At 46.4% G+C, this 22,602-nt stretch carries 24 protein-coding genes and 3 tRNA genes; 6 read left to right on the top strand and 21 right to left on the bottom strand.

Features of this window, described 5'->3' with window-relative positions; all coding sequences use genetic code 11:
• Window positions 1-118: 118 nt before the first annotated feature.
• From AACR11_RS09865 to mutY, 6 genes are all read right to left on the bottom strand, one after another.
• A tRNA-Asn gene (locus AACR11_RS09865) sits at window positions 119-194 on the bottom strand.
• Window positions 195-237: 43 nt separating this feature from the next.
• Window positions 238-313 (bottom strand) — tRNA-Phe (locus AACR11_RS09860).
• 7 nt (window positions 314-320) lie between these two features.
• Window positions 321-396: transfer RNA gene (locus tag AACR11_RS09855), tRNA-Thr, on the bottom strand.
• 177 nt (window positions 397-573) lie between these two features.
• On the bottom strand, window positions 574-1,713 hold the full coding sequence (gene mltC / locus AACR11_RS09850) for a membrane-bound lytic murein transglycosylase MltC (RefSeq protein WP_009697576.1): 1,140 nt from the start codon (window positions 1,711-1,713) through the stop codon (window positions 574-576).
• A gap of 82 nt (window positions 1,714-1,795) precedes the next feature.
• Window positions 1,796-2,068 carry an oxidative damage protection protein gene (locus tag AACR11_RS09845; protein ID WP_005425792.1) on the bottom strand — a complete coding sequence of 91 codons (273 nt, stop codon included), beginning with the start codon at window positions 2,066-2,068 and terminating at the stop codon, window positions 1,796-1,798.
• A 19-nt stretch (window positions 2,069-2,087) separates the two neighbouring features.
• Window positions 2,088-3,164, bottom strand: coding sequence for an A/G-specific adenine glycosylase (mutY, locus tag AACR11_RS09840; RefSeq protein WP_029789658.1), 1,077 nt, complete (start codon window positions 3,162-3,164; stop codon window positions 2,088-2,090).
• Window positions 3,165-3,367: 203 nt separating this feature from the next.
• Between mutY and trmB the strand changes: the two genes are divergently transcribed.
• The 3 genes from trmB to glsB all read left to right on the top strand — a co-directional run bounded on the left by trmB (window position 3,368) and on the right by glsB (window position 6,150).
• Complete coding sequence (gene trmB / locus AACR11_RS09835; RefSeq protein WP_005449665.1) at window positions 3,368-4,087, top strand: tRNA (guanosine(46)-N7)-methyltransferase TrmB; 720 nt, start codon at window positions 3,368-3,370, stop codon at window positions 4,085-4,087.
• A gap of 11 nt (window positions 4,088-4,098) precedes the next feature.
• Complete coding sequence (locus tag AACR11_RS09830; RefSeq protein WP_005425798.1) at window positions 4,099-5,127, top strand: TRM11 family SAM-dependent methyltransferase; 1,029 nt, start codon at window positions 4,099-4,101, stop codon at window positions 5,125-5,127.
• A 102-nt stretch (window positions 5,128-5,229) separates the two neighbouring features.
• Window positions 5,230-6,150 carry a glutaminase B gene (gene glsB, locus AACR11_RS09825; RefSeq protein ID WP_005425799.1) on the top strand — a complete coding sequence of 307 codons (921 nt, stop codon included), beginning with the start codon at window positions 5,230-5,232 and terminating at the stop codon, window positions 6,148-6,150.
• 203 nt (window positions 6,151-6,353) lie between these two features.
• On the opposite strand, the gene hemW is transcribed toward glsB, so the two are convergent.
• From hemW to AACR11_RS09790, 7 genes are all read right to left on the bottom strand, one after another.
• Window positions 6,354-7,526: a radical SAM family heme chaperone HemW gene (hemW, locus tag AACR11_RS09820; RefSeq protein ID WP_029789656.1), complete on the bottom strand. Its 1,173-nt coding sequence runs from the start codon at window positions 7,524-7,526 to the stop codon at window positions 6,354-6,356.
• Window positions 7,527-7,544: 18 nt separating this feature from the next.
• Window positions 7,545-8,147, bottom strand: a complete 603-nt coding sequence (locus AACR11_RS09815; protein ID WP_005436525.1) for an XTP/dITP diphosphatase — start codon at window positions 8,145-8,147, stop codon at window positions 7,545-7,547.
• Between the two features lie 105 nt (window positions 8,148-8,252).
• The gene (locus tag AACR11_RS09810; protein WP_005425804.1) at window positions 8,253-8,684 is read right to left on the bottom strand and encodes a DUF4426 domain-containing protein; all 432 of its coding nucleotides are present in this window, start codon (window positions 8,682-8,684) and stop codon (window positions 8,253-8,255) included.
• Window positions 8,685-8,743: 59 nt separating this feature from the next.
• A complete protein-coding gene (yggU, locus tag AACR11_RS09805) occupies window positions 8,744-9,034 on the bottom strand; it encodes a DUF167 family protein YggU (protein WP_005425805.1) in 291 nt (96 codons plus the stop codon).
• Window positions 9,034-9,591, bottom strand: a complete 558-nt coding sequence (locus AACR11_RS09800) for a YggT family protein (protein WP_005425806.1) — start codon at window positions 9,589-9,591, stop codon at window positions 9,034-9,036. Before AACR11_RS09800 ends, yggU begins: the two co-directional genes overlap by 1 nt.
• A gap of 53 nt (window positions 9,592-9,644) precedes the next feature.
• A complete protein-coding gene (gene proC / locus AACR11_RS09795; RefSeq protein WP_029790308.1) occupies window positions 9,645-10,463 on the bottom strand; it encodes a pyrroline-5-carboxylate reductase in 819 nt (272 codons plus the stop codon).
• 131 nt (window positions 10,464-10,594) lie between these two features.
• Window positions 10,595-11,305: a YggS family pyridoxal phosphate-dependent enzyme gene (locus tag AACR11_RS09790; RefSeq protein ID WP_009697582.1), complete on the bottom strand. Its 711-nt coding sequence runs from the start codon at window positions 11,303-11,305 to the stop codon at window positions 10,595-10,597.
• A 28-nt stretch (window positions 11,306-11,333) separates the two neighbouring features.
• On the opposite strand from AACR11_RS09790, the gene AACR11_RS09785 reads away from it, so the two are divergent.
• Both AACR11_RS09785 and AACR11_RS09780 read left to right on the top strand, forming a co-directional pair.
• A complete protein-coding gene (locus tag AACR11_RS09785) occupies window positions 11,334-12,374 on the top strand; it encodes a type IV pilus twitching motility protein PilT (RefSeq protein ID WP_005425810.1) in 1,041 nt (346 codons plus the stop codon).
• A gap of 31 nt (window positions 12,375-12,405) precedes the next feature.
• Window positions 12,406-13,512 carry a PilT/PilU family type 4a pilus ATPase gene (locus tag AACR11_RS09780; RefSeq protein ID WP_017817653.1) on the top strand — a complete coding sequence of 369 codons (1,107 nt, stop codon included), beginning with the start codon at window positions 12,406-12,408 and terminating at the stop codon, window positions 13,510-13,512.
• Window positions 13,513-13,571: 59 nt separating this feature from the next.
• Here the strand turns inward: AACR11_RS09780 and ruvX are convergent, their stop codons facing one another.
• The 8 genes from ruvX to metK all read right to left on the bottom strand — a co-directional run bounded on the left by ruvX (window position 13,572) and on the right by metK (window position 20,233).
• Window positions 13,572-13,997, bottom strand: coding sequence for a Holliday junction resolvase RuvX (gene ruvX, locus AACR11_RS09775; protein ID WP_005449738.1), 426 nt, complete (start codon window positions 13,995-13,997; stop codon window positions 13,572-13,574).
• A 49-nt stretch (window positions 13,998-14,046) separates the two neighbouring features.
• The gene (locus tag AACR11_RS09770) at window positions 14,047-14,610 is read right to left on the bottom strand and encodes a YqgE/AlgH family protein (RefSeq protein ID WP_005449740.1); all 564 of its coding nucleotides are present in this window, start codon (window positions 14,608-14,610) and stop codon (window positions 14,047-14,049) included.
• Window positions 14,611-14,739: 129 nt separating this feature from the next.
• Window positions 14,740-15,690, bottom strand: coding sequence for a glutathione synthase (gshB, locus tag AACR11_RS09765; protein ID WP_079324699.1), 951 nt, complete (start codon window positions 15,688-15,690; stop codon window positions 14,740-14,742).
• A 14-nt stretch (window positions 15,691-15,704) separates the two neighbouring features.
• On the bottom strand, window positions 15,705-16,436 hold the full coding sequence (rsmE, locus tag AACR11_RS09760) for a 16S rRNA (uracil(1498)-N(3))-methyltransferase (RefSeq protein WP_005449742.1): 732 nt from the start codon (window positions 16,434-16,436) through the stop codon (window positions 15,705-15,707).
• Window positions 16,437-16,582: 146 nt separating this feature from the next.
• Window positions 16,583-17,281 (bottom strand): deoxyribonuclease I, encoded by a 699-nt coding sequence (gene endA, locus AACR11_RS09755; RefSeq protein WP_029790309.1) that lies wholly within the window; start codon window positions 17,279-17,281, stop codon window positions 16,583-16,585.
• Window positions 17,282-17,432: 151 nt separating this feature from the next.
• Window positions 17,433-17,930 carry a SprT family zinc-dependent metalloprotease gene (locus AACR11_RS09750; RefSeq protein WP_079324697.1) on the bottom strand — a complete coding sequence of 166 codons (498 nt, stop codon included), beginning with the start codon at window positions 17,928-17,930 and terminating at the stop codon, window positions 17,433-17,435.
• A gap of 67 nt (window positions 17,931-17,997) precedes the next feature.
• Window positions 17,998-18,795, bottom strand: coding sequence for a DUF2189 domain-containing protein (locus tag AACR11_RS09745; RefSeq protein ID WP_029790311.1), 798 nt, complete (start codon window positions 18,793-18,795; stop codon window positions 17,998-18,000).
• Between the two features lie 283 nt (window positions 18,796-19,078).
• On the bottom strand, window positions 19,079-20,233 hold the full coding sequence (gene metK, locus AACR11_RS09740; protein ID WP_005449748.1) for a methionine adenosyltransferase: 1,155 nt from the start codon (window positions 20,231-20,233) through the stop codon (window positions 19,079-19,081).
• A gap of 369 nt (window positions 20,234-20,602) precedes the next feature.
• Here metK and tkt point away from each other — a divergent pair.
• On the top strand, window positions 20,603-22,602 hold a 2,000-nt coding region (gene tkt / locus AACR11_RS09735; RefSeq protein WP_079324695.1), incomplete at its 3' end, for a transketolase.

The raw sequence follows: 22,602 nt of genomic DNA, 5'->3' as shown, positions 1-22,602 counted from the left end.
GACCTACTGATTACAAGTCAGTTGCTCTACCTACTGAGCTAAGTCGGCGTACCGTTTTCTTTTTTGAAGAGTAAACTCTCCATTTTTTAGAATCTCATTTACATGAAACTCTAGAAGTTGGCTCCTCCTACTGGACTTGAACCAGTGACCTGCGGATTAACAGTCCGTCGCTCTACCAACTGAGCTAAGGAGGAACTATTCTGTTTTGTGTCTTACTTTAAGCAAGCGCACCAAATATGGTGCCTCGAGGCGGAATCGAACCACCGACACGAGGATTTTCAATCCTCTGCTCTACCGACTGAGCTATCGAGGCAAAAGAATGGTGCCGACTACCGGAATCGAACTGGTGACCTACTGATTACAAGTCAGTTGCTCTACCTACTGAGCTAAGTCGGCGTACCGTTTTCTTTTTTAACTGTTCGTGCTAAGCGAGGATTTTCAATCCTCTGCTCTACCGACTGAGCTATCCGGGCGACGGAGCGCTATTAAACGGATTTTCCCGCTTTGCGTCAACCACTTTTTTTAAATAATTTCAAAAAAGTGGTTGTTCGAACGCTTTTTATTCAACTGTCACTACAAAGTGTGTCCGGAGTTAAATTCCTTTTTGAAATTTGTAACTTTTTCTAGGTAACGACGCGCTTCTGCGTTCGGGTGTTTCTTGGTAAGTGCCCAATAAACTTGGTTTGGTTGCAAAGAATTTAAATCTCTCATCGCGCGTTTGCGATCAGTGCGATGGAAAGTGTTCAAAACACCACCAGTTCCGCCATTATAGGCAGAAATCATGCTGTATTCTAATGAAGTTGGATGCTGTACGTCTTTTAAATAACGGTTCTTAAGGATGTAAAAGTAAGCCGTTCCAGTATCAATATTGTTTTCTGGGTTAAATAAGTATTCAGGACTTGGCTGCCCAGAACGATTCTTCACCAGCTTAAATACGTCTCGACCTGCTGTTTTAGGTACGACTTGCATCAAGCCATATGCATTTGCCCAACTTACTGCGTATGGGTTAAAGCTACTTTCGGTTTTGATGATGGCGTAAATCAAATCTTCAGGAATATCGTATCTCTTTGATGCACGACGTACGATGTCCGCATATTGGTAACTGCGCTGCGAGAAGTGATCTTCTACCATCGGGATTTCAACGTAATACGCTTTCTTAAAGTCGACATCTTTAGTTTTGACTTGGTTGGCGATCAAGTAATCGGCAAAGCGATTTGCTCGCCATGACCACTGAATCGGCTTTTTGTCTTGGTCGACAACCTGCTTATACAGGAAAGGTTGCCCCTCAAGTTTGATCTCTTTAGAAGAGAATAAGTCGACATTAGCCGGGTCATCTGGCGTTAACAACGTGGTGATAATGGCGTTCTTTAGGTGTTTTTGCGGTTCGGTGGGAGAAACCGTTTCGATGGTAATAACACCTTTTTGGAAGTCGACTTCAGCACGACTCAAATAATTATCGATGTATTTTACGTAATTGCTTTTACCGGCAAACTTCACTTCACGTTGCCCCCAACGTTTCTTAATGTTGCCTGAGAAGCTGTTGATCAGTGCGTCGAGTGCATCGGTATCTTTTTCAAACTGTCCCGGCAATTCTGCAAGGTTGTTAGCAAAACGGTTGGTTGGCTCGTAATCGACGTCGTAAATTTTTTCGACGAATTCACGGCTACAACCAGCCATTAAAAGTGCAGTAGCGATAAAGGCAATCTTTTTCATAGTTATTAGGGTTGTTAGACGTTAATACAAAAATGACACCACAAGGTTGGTTGTGATGTCATTGTTTTAAAACAAGTTTGCTTTATTCGCTTGGTGGCGTGTAGCCTTCGATGTGTACATCTTTACCTTCAAACAGGAAATTCACCATCTCTGTTTCAAGTTGTTTACGATGCTCAGGATCCATCATGTTAAGCTTCTTCTCATTGATCAACATCGTTTGTTTGTGTTGCCACTGAGCCCAAGCTTCTTTCGAGATATTATCGAAAATACGTTTACCTAGTTCACCTGGGTAAAGTTGAAAGTCTAGACCTTCGCCTTCTTTCTTTAGTCGAGCACAAAAAACAGTGCGGCTCATAATGACTCCTTGCAATTAATTAACGAAGTTCGTGGGGCAGAGCTTCCAGTAAGAGTTTTACTGGGGCTGCCAAACCGACTTCTTCAGGTTTAGATAAGTTATACCAAAGACCTTTGTTACCTTCCATCACCACATTAGGTTGCTTTGACAGGTCAATCAAAATCGGCGTGATATCAAGGTGGTAATGACTGAATGTGTGGCGGAATGTAATTAGAGTCTCTTGATGTTTAATATCGTTGGCTTGAATACCACGTTGTTCCAGTAGTAATTCAATATCGCTCTCTACATCAATATGTTCGGTTTGTGGGAAACAAAAGAGCCCACCCCAAATACCTGTCTGCGGTCTTTGTTCTAGCCACACTTCGTGACTATCACCATTTTTGTGGTGCAGCATGACGAAACGTGTCTGCTTAACCGGCTTGTCTTTCTTCGGCTTCTTACCAGGGTAATCAAGCACATTACCTTGTTTTTTTGCTATACAAAGTTCGTTGACCGGACACAAGGTGCACTTAGGCTTGCTGCGGGTACACATCATGGCACCCATATCCATCATGGCTTGGTTATATTTGTCGACATCCGTTTGTGGTGTGTGCGTTTCTGCGATTTCCCATAATTGATTCTCGACTTTCTTTTGTCCTGGCCATCCATCAACAGCAAAGCAGCGTGAAAGTGTGCGTTTTACGTTGCCGTCCAATATTGCATGCGGCTGTTTATAGACAGACGACAGTACCGCAGCTGCGGTGGAGCGACCAATCCCCGGTAGGGCATTCATTTGCTCTAGGTCTAGAGGGAACTCACCATTGTATTTATGGGCGACCTCTTTCGCAGCTTTATGAAGGTTACGAGCTCGCGCGTAATAGCCTAAGCCGGTCCAAAGATGCAGCACTTCATCTTGCTCGGCATTAGCAAGATCGACCACGGTCGGGAAGCGCTCCAAAAAGCGTTGGTAATAAGGAATAACCGTAGTGACCTGGGTTTGCTGAAGCATGATTTCAGACAACCAGACACTATAAGCGGTCTTGTTTTGTTGCCACGGAAGATCTTTTCTTCCATATGCGTCATACCATTCTAAGATGGCACTGGCGAAAGGTGTCACGACTTGCTCTGTATTCTATTATTGGTTAAGAGCAAAATTGCACCACAGATTGTGGTGTAAGTACAACAGATAAACTGTGGGGATATTGTGTTTGGTTTGTATGCTTTTGGGCTGCCATAGTCCGATAGCTCAACAAATACTTGCACCTAAGTGAATTCTTTGGATAATCCCCGCTTTGATTAATCAATGTGCAGGCAAAATCAATGAGTGAAGTAACCACTAACGAATACAACGAAGACGGTAAAATGATCCGTAAAATCCGCAGTTTCGTGCGTCGCGAAGGTCGTCTAACCAAGGGCCAAGAGAATGCGATGAACGAGTGCTGGCCAACAATGGGTATCGACTACAAAGCAGAACTTCTTGATTGGAAAGAAGTGTTTGGCAACGATAACCCAGTAGTGCTTGAAATCGGTTTTGGTATGGGTGCTTCATTGGTTGAAATGGCAAAGAATGCGCCAGAGAAAAACTTCATCGGTATCGAAGTTCATAGTCCAGGCGTTGGTGCTTGTCTTGCAGATGCTCGCGAAGCTGGTATCACGAACCTACGTGTAATGTGTCACGATGCGGTAGAAGTATTCGAACACATGATCCCAAATGGCAGCCTAGCAACGCTACAACTGTTCTTCCCAGACCCATGGCACAAAAAGCGTCACCACAAGCGTCGTATCGTACAGCTTGAGTTCGCTGAAATGGTTCGTCAGAAGCTTATCCTTAATGAAGGTATCTTCCACATGGCGACTGACTGGGAAAACTACGCTGAGCACATGATTGAAATCATGAACCAAGCACCTGGTTTCGAAAACATCGCTGAAGAAGGCGACTTCATTCCTCGTCCAGAAGAACGTCCACTGACTAAGTTTGAAGCTCGCGGTCACCGTCTAGGTCACGGTGTGTGGGATATCAAATTCAAGCGTACTGCTTAAGGAGCCAGTAGATGTACCACTACGCGATATTAGCGAATCCGGGTCATAACCGTATTTACTTTGATAGCGCAATGACGATTGCATGTTCTGAGCTGAAAGCAATTTTGGCGTCGGAAGGTGTTGAAGTAACTGAAATTGGCAACAAAGACGTGGGTCTGCCTGCTGCACTTGTGTTCTCTTGCGAAACCGAACTAAGTGAAGCACAGGCAGGCAAGATTGCTGCGTCATCTATCTACTACGCGCTATTTGAAGTGCGTGAAGATGGCTTATTACGTCCAATTCAGGCGCCTGCATTCAATACTTTCCCTGAGAGCATGAGTCAGATCCTGCGTTACACAGGTAAAACAAACGAGCAGTTTACGCGTTTGATGGTGAACCTAGGCGTCAGTGCTGCCAACACGGGCAGTGCGCAATTAACGCTGATGGATCCTATGTGTGGTAAAGGTACAACACTGTTTGAAGGTTTGATCCACGGCTTGAATGTTGTGGGTGTTGAGATCAACCAGAAATGGGTTCAAGAGATCCAAACCTTCATCGTTAAGTTCATGAAGAACGGTCGCTTTAAGCACAAAGTGAGCAAAGAAAAGCGCACTTCTGGTGGTAAAAAAGTGGCAGATGGCTTCGTGGTTGAGGCAGCAGCAGACAAAGATGATTACAACAAAGGTAATCTTCAAACGATGAAGCTGTACTCAGCAGATACGCGTATTGCTGACCAAGTTGTGAAGAAGAACTCGGTAGATGTGATGGTGTCTGACTTGCCTTACGGCGTGCAGCACGGCAGCAAAAATGCCAAAGACAGCAAACTGAACCGCAGCCCACTGGAGCTTCTAAAAGAGGCTCTGCCTGCATGGAAAGTGGTTCTGAAGAAGCAAGGCTCTGTGGTGCTGTCTTTCAACGAATTCACCTTGAAGTGGAAAGACGTGGCGGCATTATTTGAAGAGCAAGGGTGGAAGGTACTTTCAGAAGAGCCTTACATCGGTTATCTTCACCGTGTTGATCAATCCATCAACCGCAACATCATTGTGGCAATAAAACCATAATCGACTTGAGTCGAATCAATTCCATGGAAAAGCCAACGTCCGCGTTGGCTTTTTTTACCTCTGAACTCAGCCATTTGGGTTCTTGTGACAAGAAGGTAGAAGATGAAACCTACAGCGCAAATTTTGACAGACATTCTAGCGGAAGTTCGCCCTCTAATTGGTCAAGGCAAAGTCGCCGACTACATTCCCGCATTGGCAAAAGTACCTAATACCAAACTGGGTATTGCGGTATACACCAATGAGGGTGAAGTGATTAAAGCGGGCGATGCAGAAGAGTCATTTTCGATTCAGTCGATCTCAAAAGCGTTGAGCCTGACTCTGGCAATGTGCTTGTACAAGCAAGAAGAGATCTGGTGTCGTGTAGGTAAAGAGCCTTCTGGTCAAGCGTTTAACTCGATGATCCAGTTAGAGATGGAGCAGGGCATTCCACGTAACCCGTTCATTAACGCCGGTGCTATTGTGGTTGCTGATTTGCTGCAAAGCCGTCTCTCTGCGCCTCGTCAGCGTCTGTTGGAATTTGCTCGTCAGCTATCTGGTGATACTCATATCGTATACGACAAAGTGGTTGCAGCGTCTGAAATGATGCATGGTGACCGTAACGCTGCGATTGCGTATTTGATGCGTTCATTTGGTAACTTCGAGAACGAGGTTATCCCTGTTCTGCAAAACTACTTCCATGCGTGTGCGTTGAAGATGAGCTGTGTCGATCTCGCAAAGACCTTTAGCTACTTAGCCAATAAAGGCACGTCGGTGCAAACGGGTAAGCCCGTCGTATCACCGACGCAAACTAAGCAGTTGAACGCATTGCTAGCAACTTGTGGCTTGTACGATGGTGCTGGTGAATTTGCTTACCGCGTTGGTATGCCGGGTAAGTCAGGTGTTGGTGGTGGCATCATCGCTGTTGTACCGGGTGAAATGACGATTGCTGTTTGGTCTCCAGAGCTTGATGCATCTGGTAACTCACTCGCTGGTACCAAAGCATTGGAGCTACTTGCCGAGCGTATTGGTCGTTCGATTTTCTAAGGAAAAGAGACGAGAAGTGAGAACGGACTTCGTCCTTGTGGATTAGGGACTTAGGAACGCCTCGCTTTAGATAAGTGTTGTTACGAATAAAAGAAAAGGTTGGCGTTTGAGCGCCAACCCTTTTTGTTTCTGTCTAGGTAAATGTAGTCATACATTTCGTTTCTCGAAGGACCCAGCCCGTTCCCGAATCTCGATTCCCTTTCTTATTCCTCTTCCACCATAAAGGCTTCAAGCAAATCATTGAGGAACAGCTTACCTTTCTCGGTAATTTGCCAGTGAGTCTCTGTTTCACTCAGATAACCCATCTCAAGTGCCCAATCGATAGTCTCTTGAATTGAGCTCAACGGCAGACCTGTTGTATCGATGTAGTCTTGTTTCGGGCACGCTTCCATTAAGCGGAAACGGTTCATAAAGAACTCAAACGGGCGATCTTCATCAGCCACAAGCTGTTCACTATCCAGATATGGCTTCACCATGTTTTGATATGCCATCAGGTAGCCACGTGGGTGCTTGACCTTAGTGGTACGAACAATGCGACCATCAGCAAAGCTCAGCTTGCCGTGTGAGCCGCAGCCAATGCCAAGGTAGTCACCAAAGCGCCAGTAGTTCAGGTTATGCTGACACTGATAGCCCGGCTTGCTGTAACCAGAAATCTCGTATTGAACATAACCCGCCGCTGCGAGTTTCTCATGTCCTTGTTCGAAGATATCCCACAAGTCATCGTCATCTGGCAGAGTCGGTGGCTTGTAGTAGAACATGGTATTTGGTTCGATGGTCAGCTGATACCAAGACAGGTGCGGTGGCGCCAACTCAATCGCTTTGTCCAAATCAGCCAAGGCTTGTTCGATGCTTTGATCTGGTAAGCCGTGCATGAGATCGAGGTTAAAGCTATTCAAGCCGATTTGGTGCGCCAGCTTAGCGGCATTGACGGCTTCGTCTTGACCGTGAATGCGCCCCAAACGCTCAAGCTTCTGTTGCTCAAAGCTTTGCACACCGATAGAGATGCGCGTTACACCAGCCTTGCGGTAGCCAACAAAACGCTCAGCTTCAATGGTGCCTGGGTTAGCTTCCATGGTGATTTCGATTTCAGGCTTGAACGGAATACGCGCTTCAATGCCCTTAAGTAGGCGCTCGATACCTTCTGCCGAAATCAAACTCGGCGTACCACCACCAATGAAGATTGAATGCAGTGGACGTGGCGCTTCGTTAAGACGGTATTTCTCAATGTCGGTATCCAAATCTTCAAGAAGAGCATTGATGTACTCTTCTTCTGGGATCTCGGCTTTAAGCGCGTGAGAGTTAAAGTCGCAATATGGGCACTTTTGTACACACCACGGGATGTGTACATACAAGCTCAGTGCTGGGGGCGTTAACATGGTCTAATTCGCTCGAGATTACTGAGACACTTGCTCAGACAATTGAGCAAACAACGACTTGAGTGCTTTACCGCGGTGAGACAGTTGCTTCTTACGTGCTGGTTCAAGCTCGGCTGACGCGCAGTTGTCTTCAGGTACGAAGAAGATTGGGTCGTAGCCAAAGCCATTTTCACCGTGTGCTTCAGTTAGAATGCGACCTTCCCATTTACCGTGACAAACGATAGGGGTTGGATCGTTCTCGTGACGCATCAAAACCAATACGCAGTGGAAACGAGCGGTGCGCTCTGCTTCTGGTACGCCTTCCATTGCTTTAAGCAGCTTCTCTAGGTTCTCTTGGTCAGAGGCTTTTTCACCTGCATAACGCGCAGAGTAAATGCCCGGAGCGCCTTTCAAGAAATCGACTTCTAAGCCAGAGTCGTCCGCAATCGCAGGAAGACCCGTTTCTTGTGCTGCATGGCGAGCTTTGATGATCGCGTTTTCGATGAAAGTCGTGCCAGTTTCTGCTACTTCAGATACGTTGAATTCACTTTGCGCCAATACTTCAAAACCGAAGTCAGACAGCAGATCTGCCATCTCACGAACTTTGCCTTGGTTGCCTGTTGCTAGCACTATCTTTTTCATGGTCGTCTCTTTCTGTAGCGATAAAGGGAGAACGCAGTGTTCTCCCTGATTAAATTGGTTCTAGAGTTATGATGTTCTAAAAGCTTTTAGATCATCACAACCTAATTACTCTTCGACATAAAATTTCTGGGTGAATTTAAGCTTACCTGAGCCTTTGTTTCCAGCTTTAACGTCAATATCGAAGGTAAAAGTTTCTTCGTTAGTAATACCGAGCTCTGCTAGGTAGTAAATCGCATCGCCTTCTTTCACTTCACGGAAGGTGAGCTTTTGCGTTTGACCGATAAGGTTCTTCGCCTGACCACTGATTTTAGCTTCAACGGCTGGCTTACCCAGAGAGGCACTGTCTAGCACACTGATGTTCAGTACTGCATTGTAGCCGTTGCGCTTGATGTCGTAGCTACGGGCGATCTTTGGGGTTAAAAAGGTCGAGTTAAACGCGATGTAGTGTACCTCGATGTCTTTCATGGTTTTGAACTGACCTGCCATGCTTGGTAAAGACAACAGGCTGATCAGTAGGGCGGTAATCCATTTGCTCATTATCACTTCCTCGAATCGGGCGTTTTATTATTGGTACGAATTTCGTAAATAAAAAGCCATCAAATGATGGCTTTAATTTCTGTTGGTATTTGTACTGGGGATTCTATCCGAATTTGTTTATGACGTCCCAGTTCACCTTTTTCTATGTGAACCAAACCTTTAGCAACTTTAAATTGTTTGGCTAAAAACTTGGTTAGGTGTGCATTCGCTTTACCATCGACAGGCGGTGCGGTGATGGCAATTTTGAGCTCTTCACCATGCAAGCCGACGATCTTATCGCGGCTTGCTTTTGGTTGGATGTAGAGCCGAAGCACCACATCCTCGCCGTCATGCCAAACTGCTTCTGACATTATAGTTGGTACCAGATAGGACCAATCATGTCGCCCATCAGGAAGTTGGCAAATTGTAGACCAATGAACAGCACAAGCACGCTCAAGTCGAAGCCACCCATTGCTGGGATGATGCGACGGATTGGCGCTAGCATTGGCTCAGTTAGCTGGTGGAATACGTACTCGATAGGGCTGCGACCTTGGCTAACCCAGCTCAGGATTGCACGGATCAATAGTACCCAGAACAACAAGCCGCCAGCGGCTTTAATCAGAGACAATAAGCCTAGGAATAGGAAGTCCATGCTAAATGAAACTGACCCGCTAGAAGCGATCAGGATCAGCGCAACAAACTTAAGCACACACAACACGTAAGCAAATAGCACTGTCGCTAGGTCGATGCTACCAATGGATGGGATCACGCGGCGCAGTGGACCCACAACCGGTTGGGTTGCTTTGACGATGAACTGCGAGAATGGGTTGTAGAAATCTGCACGAGCAGCTTGCAACCATATACGCAAAATGACGACCATGATGTACAGGTCAAATAGGGTTGAGATGAGAAAACTCATTGAATTCATAAGGTACCCTTAACAAGTAAGTGAGTGACACAGAGTGGGTATCACTCAAGTCATTAAAACAGTTTTTCCATTTCTTCAGCGCGAGCAACCGCAGCTTGCATTGCTTTCGCCACAATATCAGACAGTTGGTGCTCGTTGAACGTACGTAGTGCTTCTGCCGTTGTGCCACCTTTTGATGTCACGTTCTCGCGCAGTGTTGAAAGCTCAGTTTGTGGGTTTTCTACCACCATACTTGCAGCACCAAGTGCGGATTGTTGAACTAACGTGCGAGCCGTGTCTTTATCGAAACCTTGAGCAATTGCTTCTGCTTGCATCGCTTCCATAAACAGGAAGAAGTAAGCTGGTGCGCTGCCTGCCGCGGCAATCACATTGTTGATGCCAGATTCTTGTTCGACCCAGCATACCTTACCGCAGGCTTGCATTAGGTCTGCCGCGAAGGCTTTATCTTGTTCTTGCACATGTTCAGGCGCGTAAAGACCACTCATGCCCAAACCAAGTTGCGATGGTGTATTTGGCATCACGCGAACCAAGTTGAGCTTAGTCGCTAGCATGTCATCCAAGCGTGAACAGTTGATGCCAGCCGCAATAGAGATAACCAGTTTATTGCTGAAGTCGATAGATTGCAGTGGTTTACACACTTCTTCCATCATTTGTGGCTTCACAGACAATACCACAACATCCGCTTCTGTCGCGGCTGCGATGTTATCGCTGGTGGTACGGATACCAAAGTTTTGCTCAAGAGGTTGGCGACGTGTCTCCGATGGGGCGGTCGCAACGACGTTCTGTGCTGGGTAGCCATTTGCTACGAGACCAGAAACAATCGCACGCACCATGTTTCCCGCGCCGATAAAGGCAATCTTTTTATGTTCCATATGTCTGATTTCCAAATATAAATTCTTACAATTTGTTGTGCGCTCAGGTGTATAATTGCACCACTTTGCTCTGAGTGCCGAAATAGAAGGCACTCAGACTCAAATTCGCAGTGTCTAACAACGAGTCGCTTTTATTGCTGTTTGCTGTAGTCGCGCGCGCCAAAAATCGCTGTGCCAATTCGCACCATAGTGCTACCTGCTTCGATTGCCGCATCCATGTCTCCGCTCATACCCATGGATAGCGTGTCGACATCCGGGTACTGCTGGGCTAGCTTTTGCTTTAGCTCTTCAAGTTGCTTAAATGCGCGAAGTTGCGATTCGTAATCTGGCACGTTGGCAGGAATCGACATCAACCCTCTTAACGTGAGGTTTGGAAGGCGAGAAATCAACTCAGCCAGTTCGAATATTTCTGCATCAGCAACGCCAGATTTTGACTCTTCACCACTGGTGTTAACTTGAATCAGAACTTGCAGTGGTTTTAGCTCGCTTGGACGCTGGTCATTGAGGCGTTGAGCGATCTTAGCGCGATCAATGGTGTGAACCCAATCGAAATGTTCAGCAACAGGGCGTGATTTATTGGATTGAATTGGACCAATGAAGTGCCATTCGATTCGATTATCTGGATAATGCTCGGCAAAGTGCTGAACTTTACTGACGCCCTCTTGGACGTAGTTTTCACCAAACGCCTCTTGGCCAGCTTGGTAAGCTTCGAGAATTGCCTCGACAGGTTTAGTTTTGCTTACTGCTAGAAGTTGCACTGACTCTGGAGCACGACCGCATTTTTGTTCGTCGTGTCGAATTTGAGAGGTGATATGTTCAATGTTTTGTTGAATACTACTCATAGCTGTACTTTAGACTTAAGGATTTTAAATGGATATCACTGAGTTACTGGATTTTAGTGTAAAACATAATGCTTCGGATCTACATCTTTCTGCAGGTGTACCACCAATGGTGCGTATTGATGGTGATGTAAGAAAGCTGGGCATTCCAGCGTTTACACACCAAGAAGTGCATCGTTTGGTTTTTGAAATCATGAACGATGCGCAGCGCAGTGAGTTCGAAGAAAAACTCGAAGTCGATTTTTCATTTGAATTGCATAACGTTGGCCGTTTTCGTGTCAACGCTTTCAACCAATCTCGCGGTTGTGCGGCTGTGTTCCGTACCATCCCAAGTAGCATTCCAACACTGGAAGAGCTAGAAGCCCCAGAGATCTTCAGAAAGATTGCCAATGCTGAAAAAGGCCTGGTACTGGTTACCGGTCCAACGGGTTCTGGTAAATCGACTACCTTGGCAGCCATTGTTGACTACATTAACCGTAATCACAATAAGCACGTCCTAACAATTGAAGATCCGATTGAATTTGTTCACACCAACAATAAGTGTCTGATCAACCAACGTGAAGTACACCGTGATACACACAGCTTCCAAAACGCACTGCGCAGCGCATTACGTGAAGACCCGGATGTGATTCTAGTTGGTGAGATGCGTGATAAAGAAACCATCAGTTTGGCGCTGACGGCTGCTGAAACGGGTCACCTTGTTTTCGGTACGCTGCACACTAGCTCAGCAGCGAAAACCATCGACCGTATTATCGACGTATTCCCAGGTAGTGACAAAGACATGGTGCGTTCGATGCTGTCGGAGTCGCTGCGTTCGGTTATTGCACAAAAACTGTTAAAACGTAATGGTGGTGGTCGAATTGCTTGTCATGAAATCATGATGGCGACACCTGCGATCCGTAACCTTATTCGTGAAGACAAAGTCGCGCAGATGTATTCGATCATTCAGACCGGTGCGGCGCATGGCATGCAAACCATGGAGCAGAATGCTCGTCAATTGATGGCGCAAGGCATGGTATCGCGTGAAGAGGTGGATAAGAAAGTTGAAATTGAAGCGCAGCAATTCTCGTAACGAATTACTTAGGAAATAGCGAATACGGACGATGGATCTGAATAAATTTCTCGAAGGCATGCTGGCGTTAAAAGCGTCGGATCTATACATCACTGTCGGTGCCCCAATCTTGTTTCGTGTGGATGGCGAATTGCGTCCGCAAGGCGATAAGCTGAGCGAAAATGACGTAGCCTTGTTGCTTGATAGTGCGATGGACCCGGAGCGACGACAAGAGTTTCGCAAAAGCCGCGAGTCGAACTTTGCCATTGTCCGTGATTGCGGTCGCTTCCGTGTCAGTGCCTTCTTCCAACGTGAATTACCGGGAGCCGTCATTCGTCGTATTGAAACCAATATTCCAACGTTTGAGCAGCTTAAGTTGCCTTTGGTGCTGCAAGATCTTGCAATTGCCAAGCGTGGTTTGGTGCTGGTGGTTGGTGCGACAGGCTCTGGTAAGTCGACCACCATGGCTGCGATGACGGGTTATCGCAACAACAACAAGACTGGTCATATTCTTACGGTAGAAGACCCAATTGAATTTGTGCATGAACATAAACGTTGTATTGTGACTCAGCGTGAAGTGGGCTTGGATACTGACAGCTATGAAGTGGCGTTGAAGAACTCGTTGCGTCAGGCTCCAGACATGATTTTGATTGGTGAGATCCGAAGCCGAGAAACGATGGAATACGCAATGACCTTTGCTGAAACTGGTCACTTGTGCATGGCTACATTGCACGCCAACAACGCAAACCAAGCACTTGAACGTATTTTGCACTTGGTGCCGAAAGACCAGAAAGATCAGTTCTTGTTTGATCTGTCGATGAACTTAAAAGGCGTAGTAGGTCAGCAGTTGATCCGAGATAAGAACGGTCAGGGGCGTCATGGCGTGTTTGAGATCTTATTAAATAGCCCGCGTGTATCCGATCTGATCCGTCGAGGCGATCTTCATGAGTTGAAAGCAACCATGGCTCGATCCAATGAATTTGGGATGTTGACCTTCGACCAATCGCTCTACAAGTTAGTGATGCAAGGTAAGATCAGTGAAGAAGATGCATTGCACAGTGCGGACTCTGCCAACGATCTACGTTTGATGTTGAAGACGCAACGTGGTGAAGCATTCTCTACGGGCAGTTTGGCGAACGTTAAGATCGATATGGATTAATCCAATTCAGAAACGAAAAAGGTTGGCGAAACCAACCTTTTTCATTGTGCTTGAAGTGTTTACTCACCCCAAAGGTTTTCAAACCAACTCTCAAGAATCACGACCGCTGATTGGCAGTCGATATTGCCTTTCGATAGCGCTTTGTAGCCACCCATACTGAACAACTCTGCGCGTGCTTCTGCTGTTGATAGGCGTTCATCATGCAATTCAACGGGTAAGCCGTAACGACCGTGCAGGCGATTGGCGAACTTCTTCGCTCGTGGAGTGATGGTTTCTAAGTCTTTACCGTGCAAGTCTGTTGGCAAACCCACCACCAATAGGTCTGGTTGCCACTCTTTAATTTGTTTCTCGATGTCGTCCCAGTTTGGAATACCGTCATTCGCTTTGAATGCTTTAAGTGGGGAAGCCGTGCCGGTGATTTCTTGCCCGATAGCACTACCAATGCTCTTGGTACCGAAATCGAAGGCCATGATTGTGCGTGACATAATGTGTCTCGAATCTAACTAAATAAAATAGGTTGAGTGTGGAAGCGCGTTAAGCGTGCCCTGCATCCGAAGATAGCTGGCTTGGATCGATACCTAATTTCTCGACTGCTTTTTTCCAACGATCGATAATTGGGGTATCGAAAATGATCTCTGGCGTCGCTTCGATGGTCAGCCAAGAATTCTCTGCCAACTCAGTTTCTAATTGACCTGCACTCCAGCCGGAATATCCAAGTGCCACTAAATAGTCGCTTGGTTCCGCTTCTGTACCAAGTACTGACAAGATGTCTTTAGACGTGGTAACTGCCAGTTCGTCAGTCATTTGAATGCTTGATTCGTAGTAGTCTTTTGGTTTGTGCAAGATAAAACCACGATCTTCAGAAACAGGACCGCCGTTGTACACTGGTCTATCTAAGCTTGCTTCAAACAGGCGAGGGTGCACAGGTTGCACTTCGACTTGATTGAGCATACTACCAACCGTGATATCGACAGGTGCGTTGATCATCAACCCCATAGCGCCTTCTTCGTTGTGTTCACAGACGTAGATAACGCTATTCTGGAAGTAGGGATCTTTCATTCCCGGCATGGCAACTAAGAAATGGTTTGTGAGGTTCATTCTCATCTCGACCTTATAAGGCTATTAAAAATACTTAAGCAAACCCCATGTTTTCACCTGTACGGGTATGTGCATGAGTTTGCTTAAGTTAATCCACAACGCTCTTATTTAACTGTAATACAGTTTGAGTTATTCGCCTTTCACTCGGCGCTCAATCGCGTCCATTAGCTTGCCTGTGATTGAAATATCAAAAGCCGCTTCAATTTCACGAATACAGGTTGGGCTCGTTACGTTGATTTCCGTTAGCTTGTCGCCAATCACATCAAGACCCACAAAGATAAGACCTTTTTCTTTTAGGGTCGGTGCAACCGCTTGAGCGATCTTCATATCAGTTTCGCTAAGTGGGCGAGCTTCACCTGTGCCGCCTGCCGCTAGGTTACCACGTGTTTCACCTTTTGCAGGGATACGAGCAAGGCAGTAAGGCATTGGCTCACCATCAACCACTAGGATGCGCTTGTCACCATTGCTGATATCTGGCACGAAGGTTTGCGCCATCGCGTAGTTTTGACCATGGTTTGTTAGTGTCTCGATGATAACTGATACGTTTGGATCGTTCTTTTTCACGCGGAAGATAGATGCGCCGCCCATGCCATCAAGTGGTTTTAGGATCACATCACCGTGTTCTTCACGGAAGGCTTTAATCTTCTCAGCTTTACGCGTCACAATAGTGGTTGGTGTTAGCTCTGGGAACCAAGCTGTGAACAGTTTCTCGTTACAGTCACGTAGGCTTTGTGGCTTGTTAACGATCAGTGCGCCTTGCTCTTCAGCGCGCTCAAGGATGTAAGTTGCGTAGATATACTCTGTGTCGAACGGAGGATCCTTACGCATTAGCACAGCATCAAGTTCAGACAGTTCAATGGTCTGCTCTGATTTGAATTCGTACCAACCCGTTGGATCTTCTTTTAACTCAACCACTTTGGTGTCTGCGATTGCTTTACCTTGGTCTAGGTGCAGATCATTCATTTCCATGTAGTGGATTTCGTAGCCGCGGCGTTGCGCTTCAAGCATCATGGCAAAGCTAGAGTCTTTCTTGATGTTAATGGACGAGATTGGGTCCATTACGATACCGAGTTTGATCATTATTTTTCTCCGTTTTAACCAAGATCGCCGAAACGAACTTGTAAGGCTGTAATTGCTGTCAGAGCCGCTGTTTCGGTACGCAGAACACGAGGACCGAGTAGCGTCTCTTCAAATTGATATTCGCGAGTCATGTCGATCTCGTCAGAAGATAGACCGCCTTCAGGACCAATTAATAGACGAACTTTTTCAACAGGTGTTGGCAAGGTGTTGATTGAGTACTTCGCACGTGGATGCAGGTTAAGCTTCAAGCCGTCGTACTCTTCTTGGCACCACTCTTCTAAGCTCATGATAGGGCGAATTTCAGGTACTACGTTGCGACCGCACTGTTCACACGCACTGATCGCAATCTTCTGCCACTGAGCTAGTTTCTTCTCGAAACGTTTTTGGTCTAATTTCACGCCACAACGCTCAGAGATCAGCGGTGTAATTGTATTCACGCCAAGTTCTACTGATTTTTGGATGGTAAACTCCATCTTATCGCCACGCGAAATGACCTGACCAAGGTGAAGGTCAAGCGGTGACTCAATGCTGCTTTCTACGCGTTCAGAGATCTCAACCATCACATTCTTTTTGCTGACTTCGCTGATGACAGCTGGGAATTCAGCACCGCTGCCGTCAAATAATAGGACTTCTTGACCTTCTTTCATGCGAAGCACACGACCAATGTGACCTGCTGCATCGTCGCTTAGAGCAATGATGCCAAGTTGTTGAATGGTTTCTGGATGATAAATTCGAGGGATACGCATAGTGTTTCGATTTCCTGCATACGCGAGTGTTTAGACACTAACATGGATGCTTTCCACCGAAAAAACAAGGGGCAAGAGGCGTTTCCATTCCAGTAAATGACAACGCCTCGAATAGTGGAGGTGTACTGCGGTAATTACGGGAAGAATTACAGTGCGCGACAAGCCTCTTGAACGAATGGGTTGTGGTTGCCTTGAATCTTAGCAATGCGTTCATCACGCTCACATTCCCACTTATCTACAGGGTAGGTTTTGTTCCAAGCACTCATCAATTGAGTCTGCTGCTTCGAAAGTTTAAAACCGTATTCTTTGCTCATGTACAGGTAAGTACGCGCAATTGAGCCGCGTGCGCGATCGGGTGGCATGACTTTACGCTGCTTAAAGTTCACTTGCATTTCACAACGACCGTAGTAGCTGACGCCATCCATGCCATTCCACTGACTGAAGTTGTAGTTAGAGCGGTCACCGTTTACCTCTCCGATAGCCGGAGTTAGGTTGTGGAGATCGGCTTCCATAGATTTGAAGACTTTGTCGTTTCTTGTGCAGTTTTTGCGTCCACCATTTTGCCAACATTGACGCTGGTGGCCGAACTGCCATGCAGGAACCACGTGCTCCCACTCGATGCGAGATGCGCGTTTTTCTTGCTTGCGAACTTGATAGCCACAAGAAGAGAGATCCGGCACGCCCTTTTTGCCTTGCCATTTAATGTCACAACCACAGTAGAAGCTGGTTGGGTGATCGGCGTAGATTTTTACCGCTTCACGCTTAGCGGCGGAAAAAGAGCTTGGAGGCGCAGCAATCGCTGTACTAGAAAGCGCAAATAGGAATAGAGAGAACAGGTATTTCATGATTAAAGTCTTTATAAAGTATGACTTTATTCATTCTAACACGCATAAATTAGCTTTAGTGATGAGTAACCTGACAATAGTGAGTAAAAAGCAGCAATTTGAGTGCGTATGTCTCTATTTTTTGAAGGCTAAAGGAGTAAAAGGATGGGCGTTACGAGAGCTGAATACCAGTAAAGTTCAGCGGTTGGCGACATTTTTGGCAAGAATACATCGCTTCTTTGCGCTGCACTTTGTTGTGACGACGAATTGAAAGTGGGTAAGTCATACAAGCACAGCGGTATTCAAAAGTTTTACCTTGCACAGAAGCCACATCAAAGCTGTGAGTGGTTTTAGCTGGAACTTTAAATACCGCTTCCATCACGCCTTGCCACTCTTTTCCGTGAGGTCGAACGCGACCGTACACTTGATAAGTAATGAGATGCGCGACTTCATGTGGAATCACTTCTTCAAGAAAAGCTTGAGGATTTTCTTTAAAGAGCTTCGGATTCAATCTAACTTCATTCGACTGCAAGTAGGCTTTGCCGGCTGCTTTACCACGAACATTGAAAGTCAGAGAAGGGATGATAAAAGAACGTTTGAATGCTTGCTCTGCCATCGCGATGCAATCTGCCATCACTTGTTTGGCTTTGTAGCTCAGTTCTATATCCACAACTCACTCCGTTTATTCAATAAAAAAGCCCCCGCGTTTGCGAGGGCTGGATCATAGCATCAGTTTTCTAAGGCGTGTGTTTTTTCTTAATTGTCGCGTGGTACGCATGCCATGTGCCGTAACCTAGGATTGGCATAGTGAAGAGCATACCAATACCGTACGTCGCGAAGCCGATTAAGATACCACCACAAATTATGGCTGCCCATACGATCATCGCAGGGATGTTGGATTTCACGGCGTTAAAGCTGGTGAAAACGGCAGTCATCATATCGACGCGACGTTCCATCATGAGTGGAATTGAGAAAGCTGAAATGCTAAATACCACGCAAGCCAAGACAAAACCTACTAGCGAACCAATAACTAAGAAAGGCAAGAACTCAGTCAGTGGAGCGCCTTGTACAGAAGGGTATAGAGCATGGAGCAGGGCAGCAATTCGCATCCAGAAAATCATACATACCGCGAGCATCACAGCAAATGCCCACTGAGAGCTAGAGTTGCGTCCAATGGCTTTCATTGAATGGAATAAGCTTGGTTTGTGTCCGCGTTCTCTCTCCCAACTTGCATCATATAAGCCGAGGGCTAAGAATGGCCCGATTAACATGTAAACAATCAGGCTTGGCATCACGACAAGATGCGTGCCTTGCCATTGAACCAGAAGCACGATACCAATCGCAGCAGCCATAAAGCAGATGCCGTAGAAGGTGCTGATGAGCGGCATGCGGACAAAGTCATGCAGACCCAACGCGAGCCAATGGAATGGTGCCGATAAGCTAACGGTATTGCACGGAATGGTTCTGGCGTATTCATTATCTGGAACTTCCTTTCGTTTACCTTGGAAGTCAGATGGGTTCACGGTACGAGGCATAACTCCTCCTTGATTTATTCCCACGGTGGCACCTAGGCCATATAAAGATGTTTGGCTGACGTTTTTCATGACTCTATTAGCCACGTGAGCCTGCATCATAGTTCTTTACGTTATATACATCGAAAAGTGCATTTAACATTATGTTAACTATTGGCAGAGATGGGGCAATTTACAAATAATTGCTGAATTTTTGTTCAAGAGAAGACATGAGAAGGAGAAGAAGGGGCAGAAACAAAAAGCCCCCGCCAGAGGCGAGGGCTTTATCGATTCTTGCGTGGCTCGATTACTTGATGCCTGCGAAATCGCGTAGGATAGCTGCTTTATCCGTTGCTTCCCATGGGAACTCTTCGCGACCGAAGTGACCGTATGCTGCCGTCTGCTTGTAGATAGGTTGAAGCAGGTTAAGCATTTCTTGTAGACCGTATGGACGTAGGTCGAAGTGTTGACGAACCGCTTCAATAATGATTTCGTGTGATACTTTCTCAGTACCGAACGTTTCAACCATGATAGACGTTGGATCAGCAACACCGATAGCGTATGAAAGTTGGATTTCACAACGGTCAGCCATGCCTGCTGCTACGATGTTTTTCGCTACGTAACGTGCTGCGTAAGCTGCGCTGCGGTCTACTTTCGATGGATCTTTACCAGAGAACGCACCACCACCGTGACGAGCTGCGCCGCCGTAAGTATCTACGATGATTTTACGACCAGTTAGACCACAGTCACCCATTGGGCCACCGATAACGAAACGACCGGTTGGGTTGATGAAGAAGTTCGTGTCTTTAGTGATCCACTCTGAAGGCAATACTGGCTTGATAATCTCTTCCATTACCGCTTCACGTAGGTCAGGTGTTGTTACTGAATCACAGTGTTGAGTTGAAAGAACAACAGCATCGATACCAACAATCTTACCTTGGTCGTATTGGAAAGTTACTTGAGATTTCGCATCTGGGCGAAGGAAATCTAGTTTACCGCTCTTACGAACTTCAGCTTGTTTTTGAACAAGGCGGTGAGAGTAAGTAATTGGAGCTGGCATTAGAATTTCAGTTTCGTTTGTAGCGTAACCAAACATGATGCCTTGGTCGCCTGCGCCTTGCTCTTTAGGGTCTGCTTTATCAACACCTTGGTTGATGTCTGGAGACTGCTTACCGATGGTGTTTAGAACCGCACACGAGTTCGCATCAAAGCCCATATCAGAGTGAACGTAACCAATTTCACGAACAGTTTCACGAGTGATTTCTTCGATATCAACCCATGCAGAAGTCGTTACTTCACCACCAACCATAACCATGCCGGTTTTAACGTAAGTCTCACAAGCAACACGTGCTTTCGGGTCTTGCTCAAGAATTGCATCAAGAACTGCGTCAGAGATTTGGTCTGCGATTTTATCTGGATGACCTTCTGATACCGACTCAGAAGTGAACAGGTGCTTAGCCATGATAGCTCCAATCTTAAGGTTTACTCATGGCTAACTAACGCAAGCTTGCCACGAAAAATACAATACAGTTTGTAGGTGTTTCTACATCTAGACGTCTATTTTAATTTCCCACAGTCGAATTACAAGCTCTTTTTCGATTTGAATTCGCCTAGCTTATTTCCCAATCGTTTGCTTTTGATGGGGTGAATTTCTAATAAATTACCTATTAAGTGCGAAAAGATTGAGTTAAAACCGCAAAAATGGTGAGTAAAACGTTTGCAGTCGGATTTTGGCTTTGAGAGAATGTTGTCCGCACTTTTTATGCCCAGTTTACTCGGTTAATGTGCCCACATTCCTTTATCAATTCGCTTAATGCACTCAGGAGCAGACATGTCTTCTCGTAACGTTCTTTCAAACAAAGAGCTCGCAAATGCAATCCGCGCTCTTAGCATGGATGGTGTTCAACAAGCTAACTCTGGCCACCCAGGCGCACCTATGGGTATGGCTGATATCGCTGAAGTTCTTTGGCGTTCTCACCTAAACCACAACCCAGCTAACCCAGAGTGGGCTGACCGCGACCGTTTCGTACTGTCTAACGGTCACGGCTCTATGCTGATTTACTCTCTACTGCACCTGAGCGGTTACGAGCTATCTATCGATGATCTTAAGAACTTCCGTCAGCTTCACTCTAAGACTCCTGGTCACCCAGAGTACGGCTACGCACCTGGTATCGAGACTACAACGGGTCCTCTAGGTCAAGGCATCACTAACGCTGTTGGTATGGCGATGGCTGAGAAAGCACTAGCGGCTCAGTTCAACAAAGAAGGCCACGACATCGTTGACCACTTCACTTACGTGTTTATGGGCGATGGCTGTCTGATGGAAGGTATCTCGCACGAGGCATGTTCTCTTGCTGGTACGCTAGGTCTTGGCAAACTGATCGCATTCTGGGATGACAACGGCATCTCTATCGATGGTCACGTTGAAGGTTGGTTCTCTGACGACACGCCTAAGCGTTTTGAATCTTACGGCTGGCACGTAATCCCTGCTGTAGATGGTCATGACTCTGAAGCGATTAACGCAGCAATCATCGCTGCGAAAGCAGATCCACGCCCTACACTTATCTGTACTAAAACTATCATCGGTTTTGGTTCTCCAAACAAATCTGGTTCTCACGACTGTCACGGTGCGCCACTAGGTGCTGAAGAAATCGCAGCAGCGCGTGAATTCCTAGGTTGGGAACACCCAGCATTTGAAATCCCTGCGGACGTATACGCTGAGTGGGATGCTAAAGCGGCAGGTTCTGAGAAAGAAGCGGCTTGGAACGCGAAGTTCGAAGCATATGCAGCGGCTTACCCTGCAGAAGCAGCAGAGCTTAAGCGTCGTCTAAATGGCGAACTTCCTGCGCAGTGGGAAGAGAAAGCAAATCAAATCATTGCAGACCTTCAAGCAAACCCTGCGAACATCGCATCACGCAAAGCATCTCAAAACGCACTAGAAGCGTTTGGTCAAATGCTTCCAGAATTCATGGGCGGCTCTGCTGACCTAGCGCCTTCTAACCTAACTATGTGGTCTGGTTCTAAGTCTCTAGAAGCGAACGACTTCTCTGGTAACTACATCCACTACGGTGTACGTGAATTCGGTATGACAGCGATCATGAACGGTATCGCACTACACGGCGGTTTTGTTCCTTACGGTGCAACATTCCTAATGTTTATGGAATACGCTCGTAACGCTATGCGTATGGCTGCTCTGATGAAAGTTCAGAACATCCAAGTTTACACGCATGACTCTATCGGTCTTGGTGAAGATGGTCCAACTCACCAACCAGTTGAGCAAATCGCGTCTCTACGTCTGACTCCAAACATGAGCACATGGCGTCCATGTGACCAAGTTGAGTCTGCAGTAGCATGGAAACTGGCGATTGAACGTAAAGATGCACCATCTGCACTTATCTTCTCTCGTCAAAACCTAGCACAACAAGAGCGTACGGCTGAGCAAGTAGCGGACATCGCGAAAGGTGCTTACATCCTGAAAGACAGTGATGGCAAGCCTGAGCTAATCCTAATTGCAACTGGTTCTGAAGTTGAACTAGCAGTGAAAGCGGCTGAGCAACTAACCGCTGAAGGTAAGAAAGTGCGCGTTGTTTCAATGCCATCAACAGATGCATTCGACAAGCAAGACGCAGCTTACCGTGAATCAGTACTGCCATCAGACGTAACTGCACGTATCGCTGTAGAAGCTGGCATTGCAGACTTCTGGTACAAGTACGTTGGTTTCGACGGTCGTATCATCGGTATGACAACATTCGGTGAATCTGCACCGGCTGACCAACTGTTCGAAATGTTTGGTTTCACTGTAGAAAACGTAGTGAACACAGCAAAAGAACT

The sequence above is a fragment of the Vibrio sp. L85 genome, from assembly GCF_963871815.1.
GTDB lineage: Bacteria > Pseudomonadota > Gammaproteobacteria > Enterobacterales > Vibrionaceae > Vibrio > Vibrio harveyi.
The sequence above is the reverse complement of the archived record's forward strand: the minus strand, read 5'-3'. Positions and strand labels throughout refer to the sequence as shown.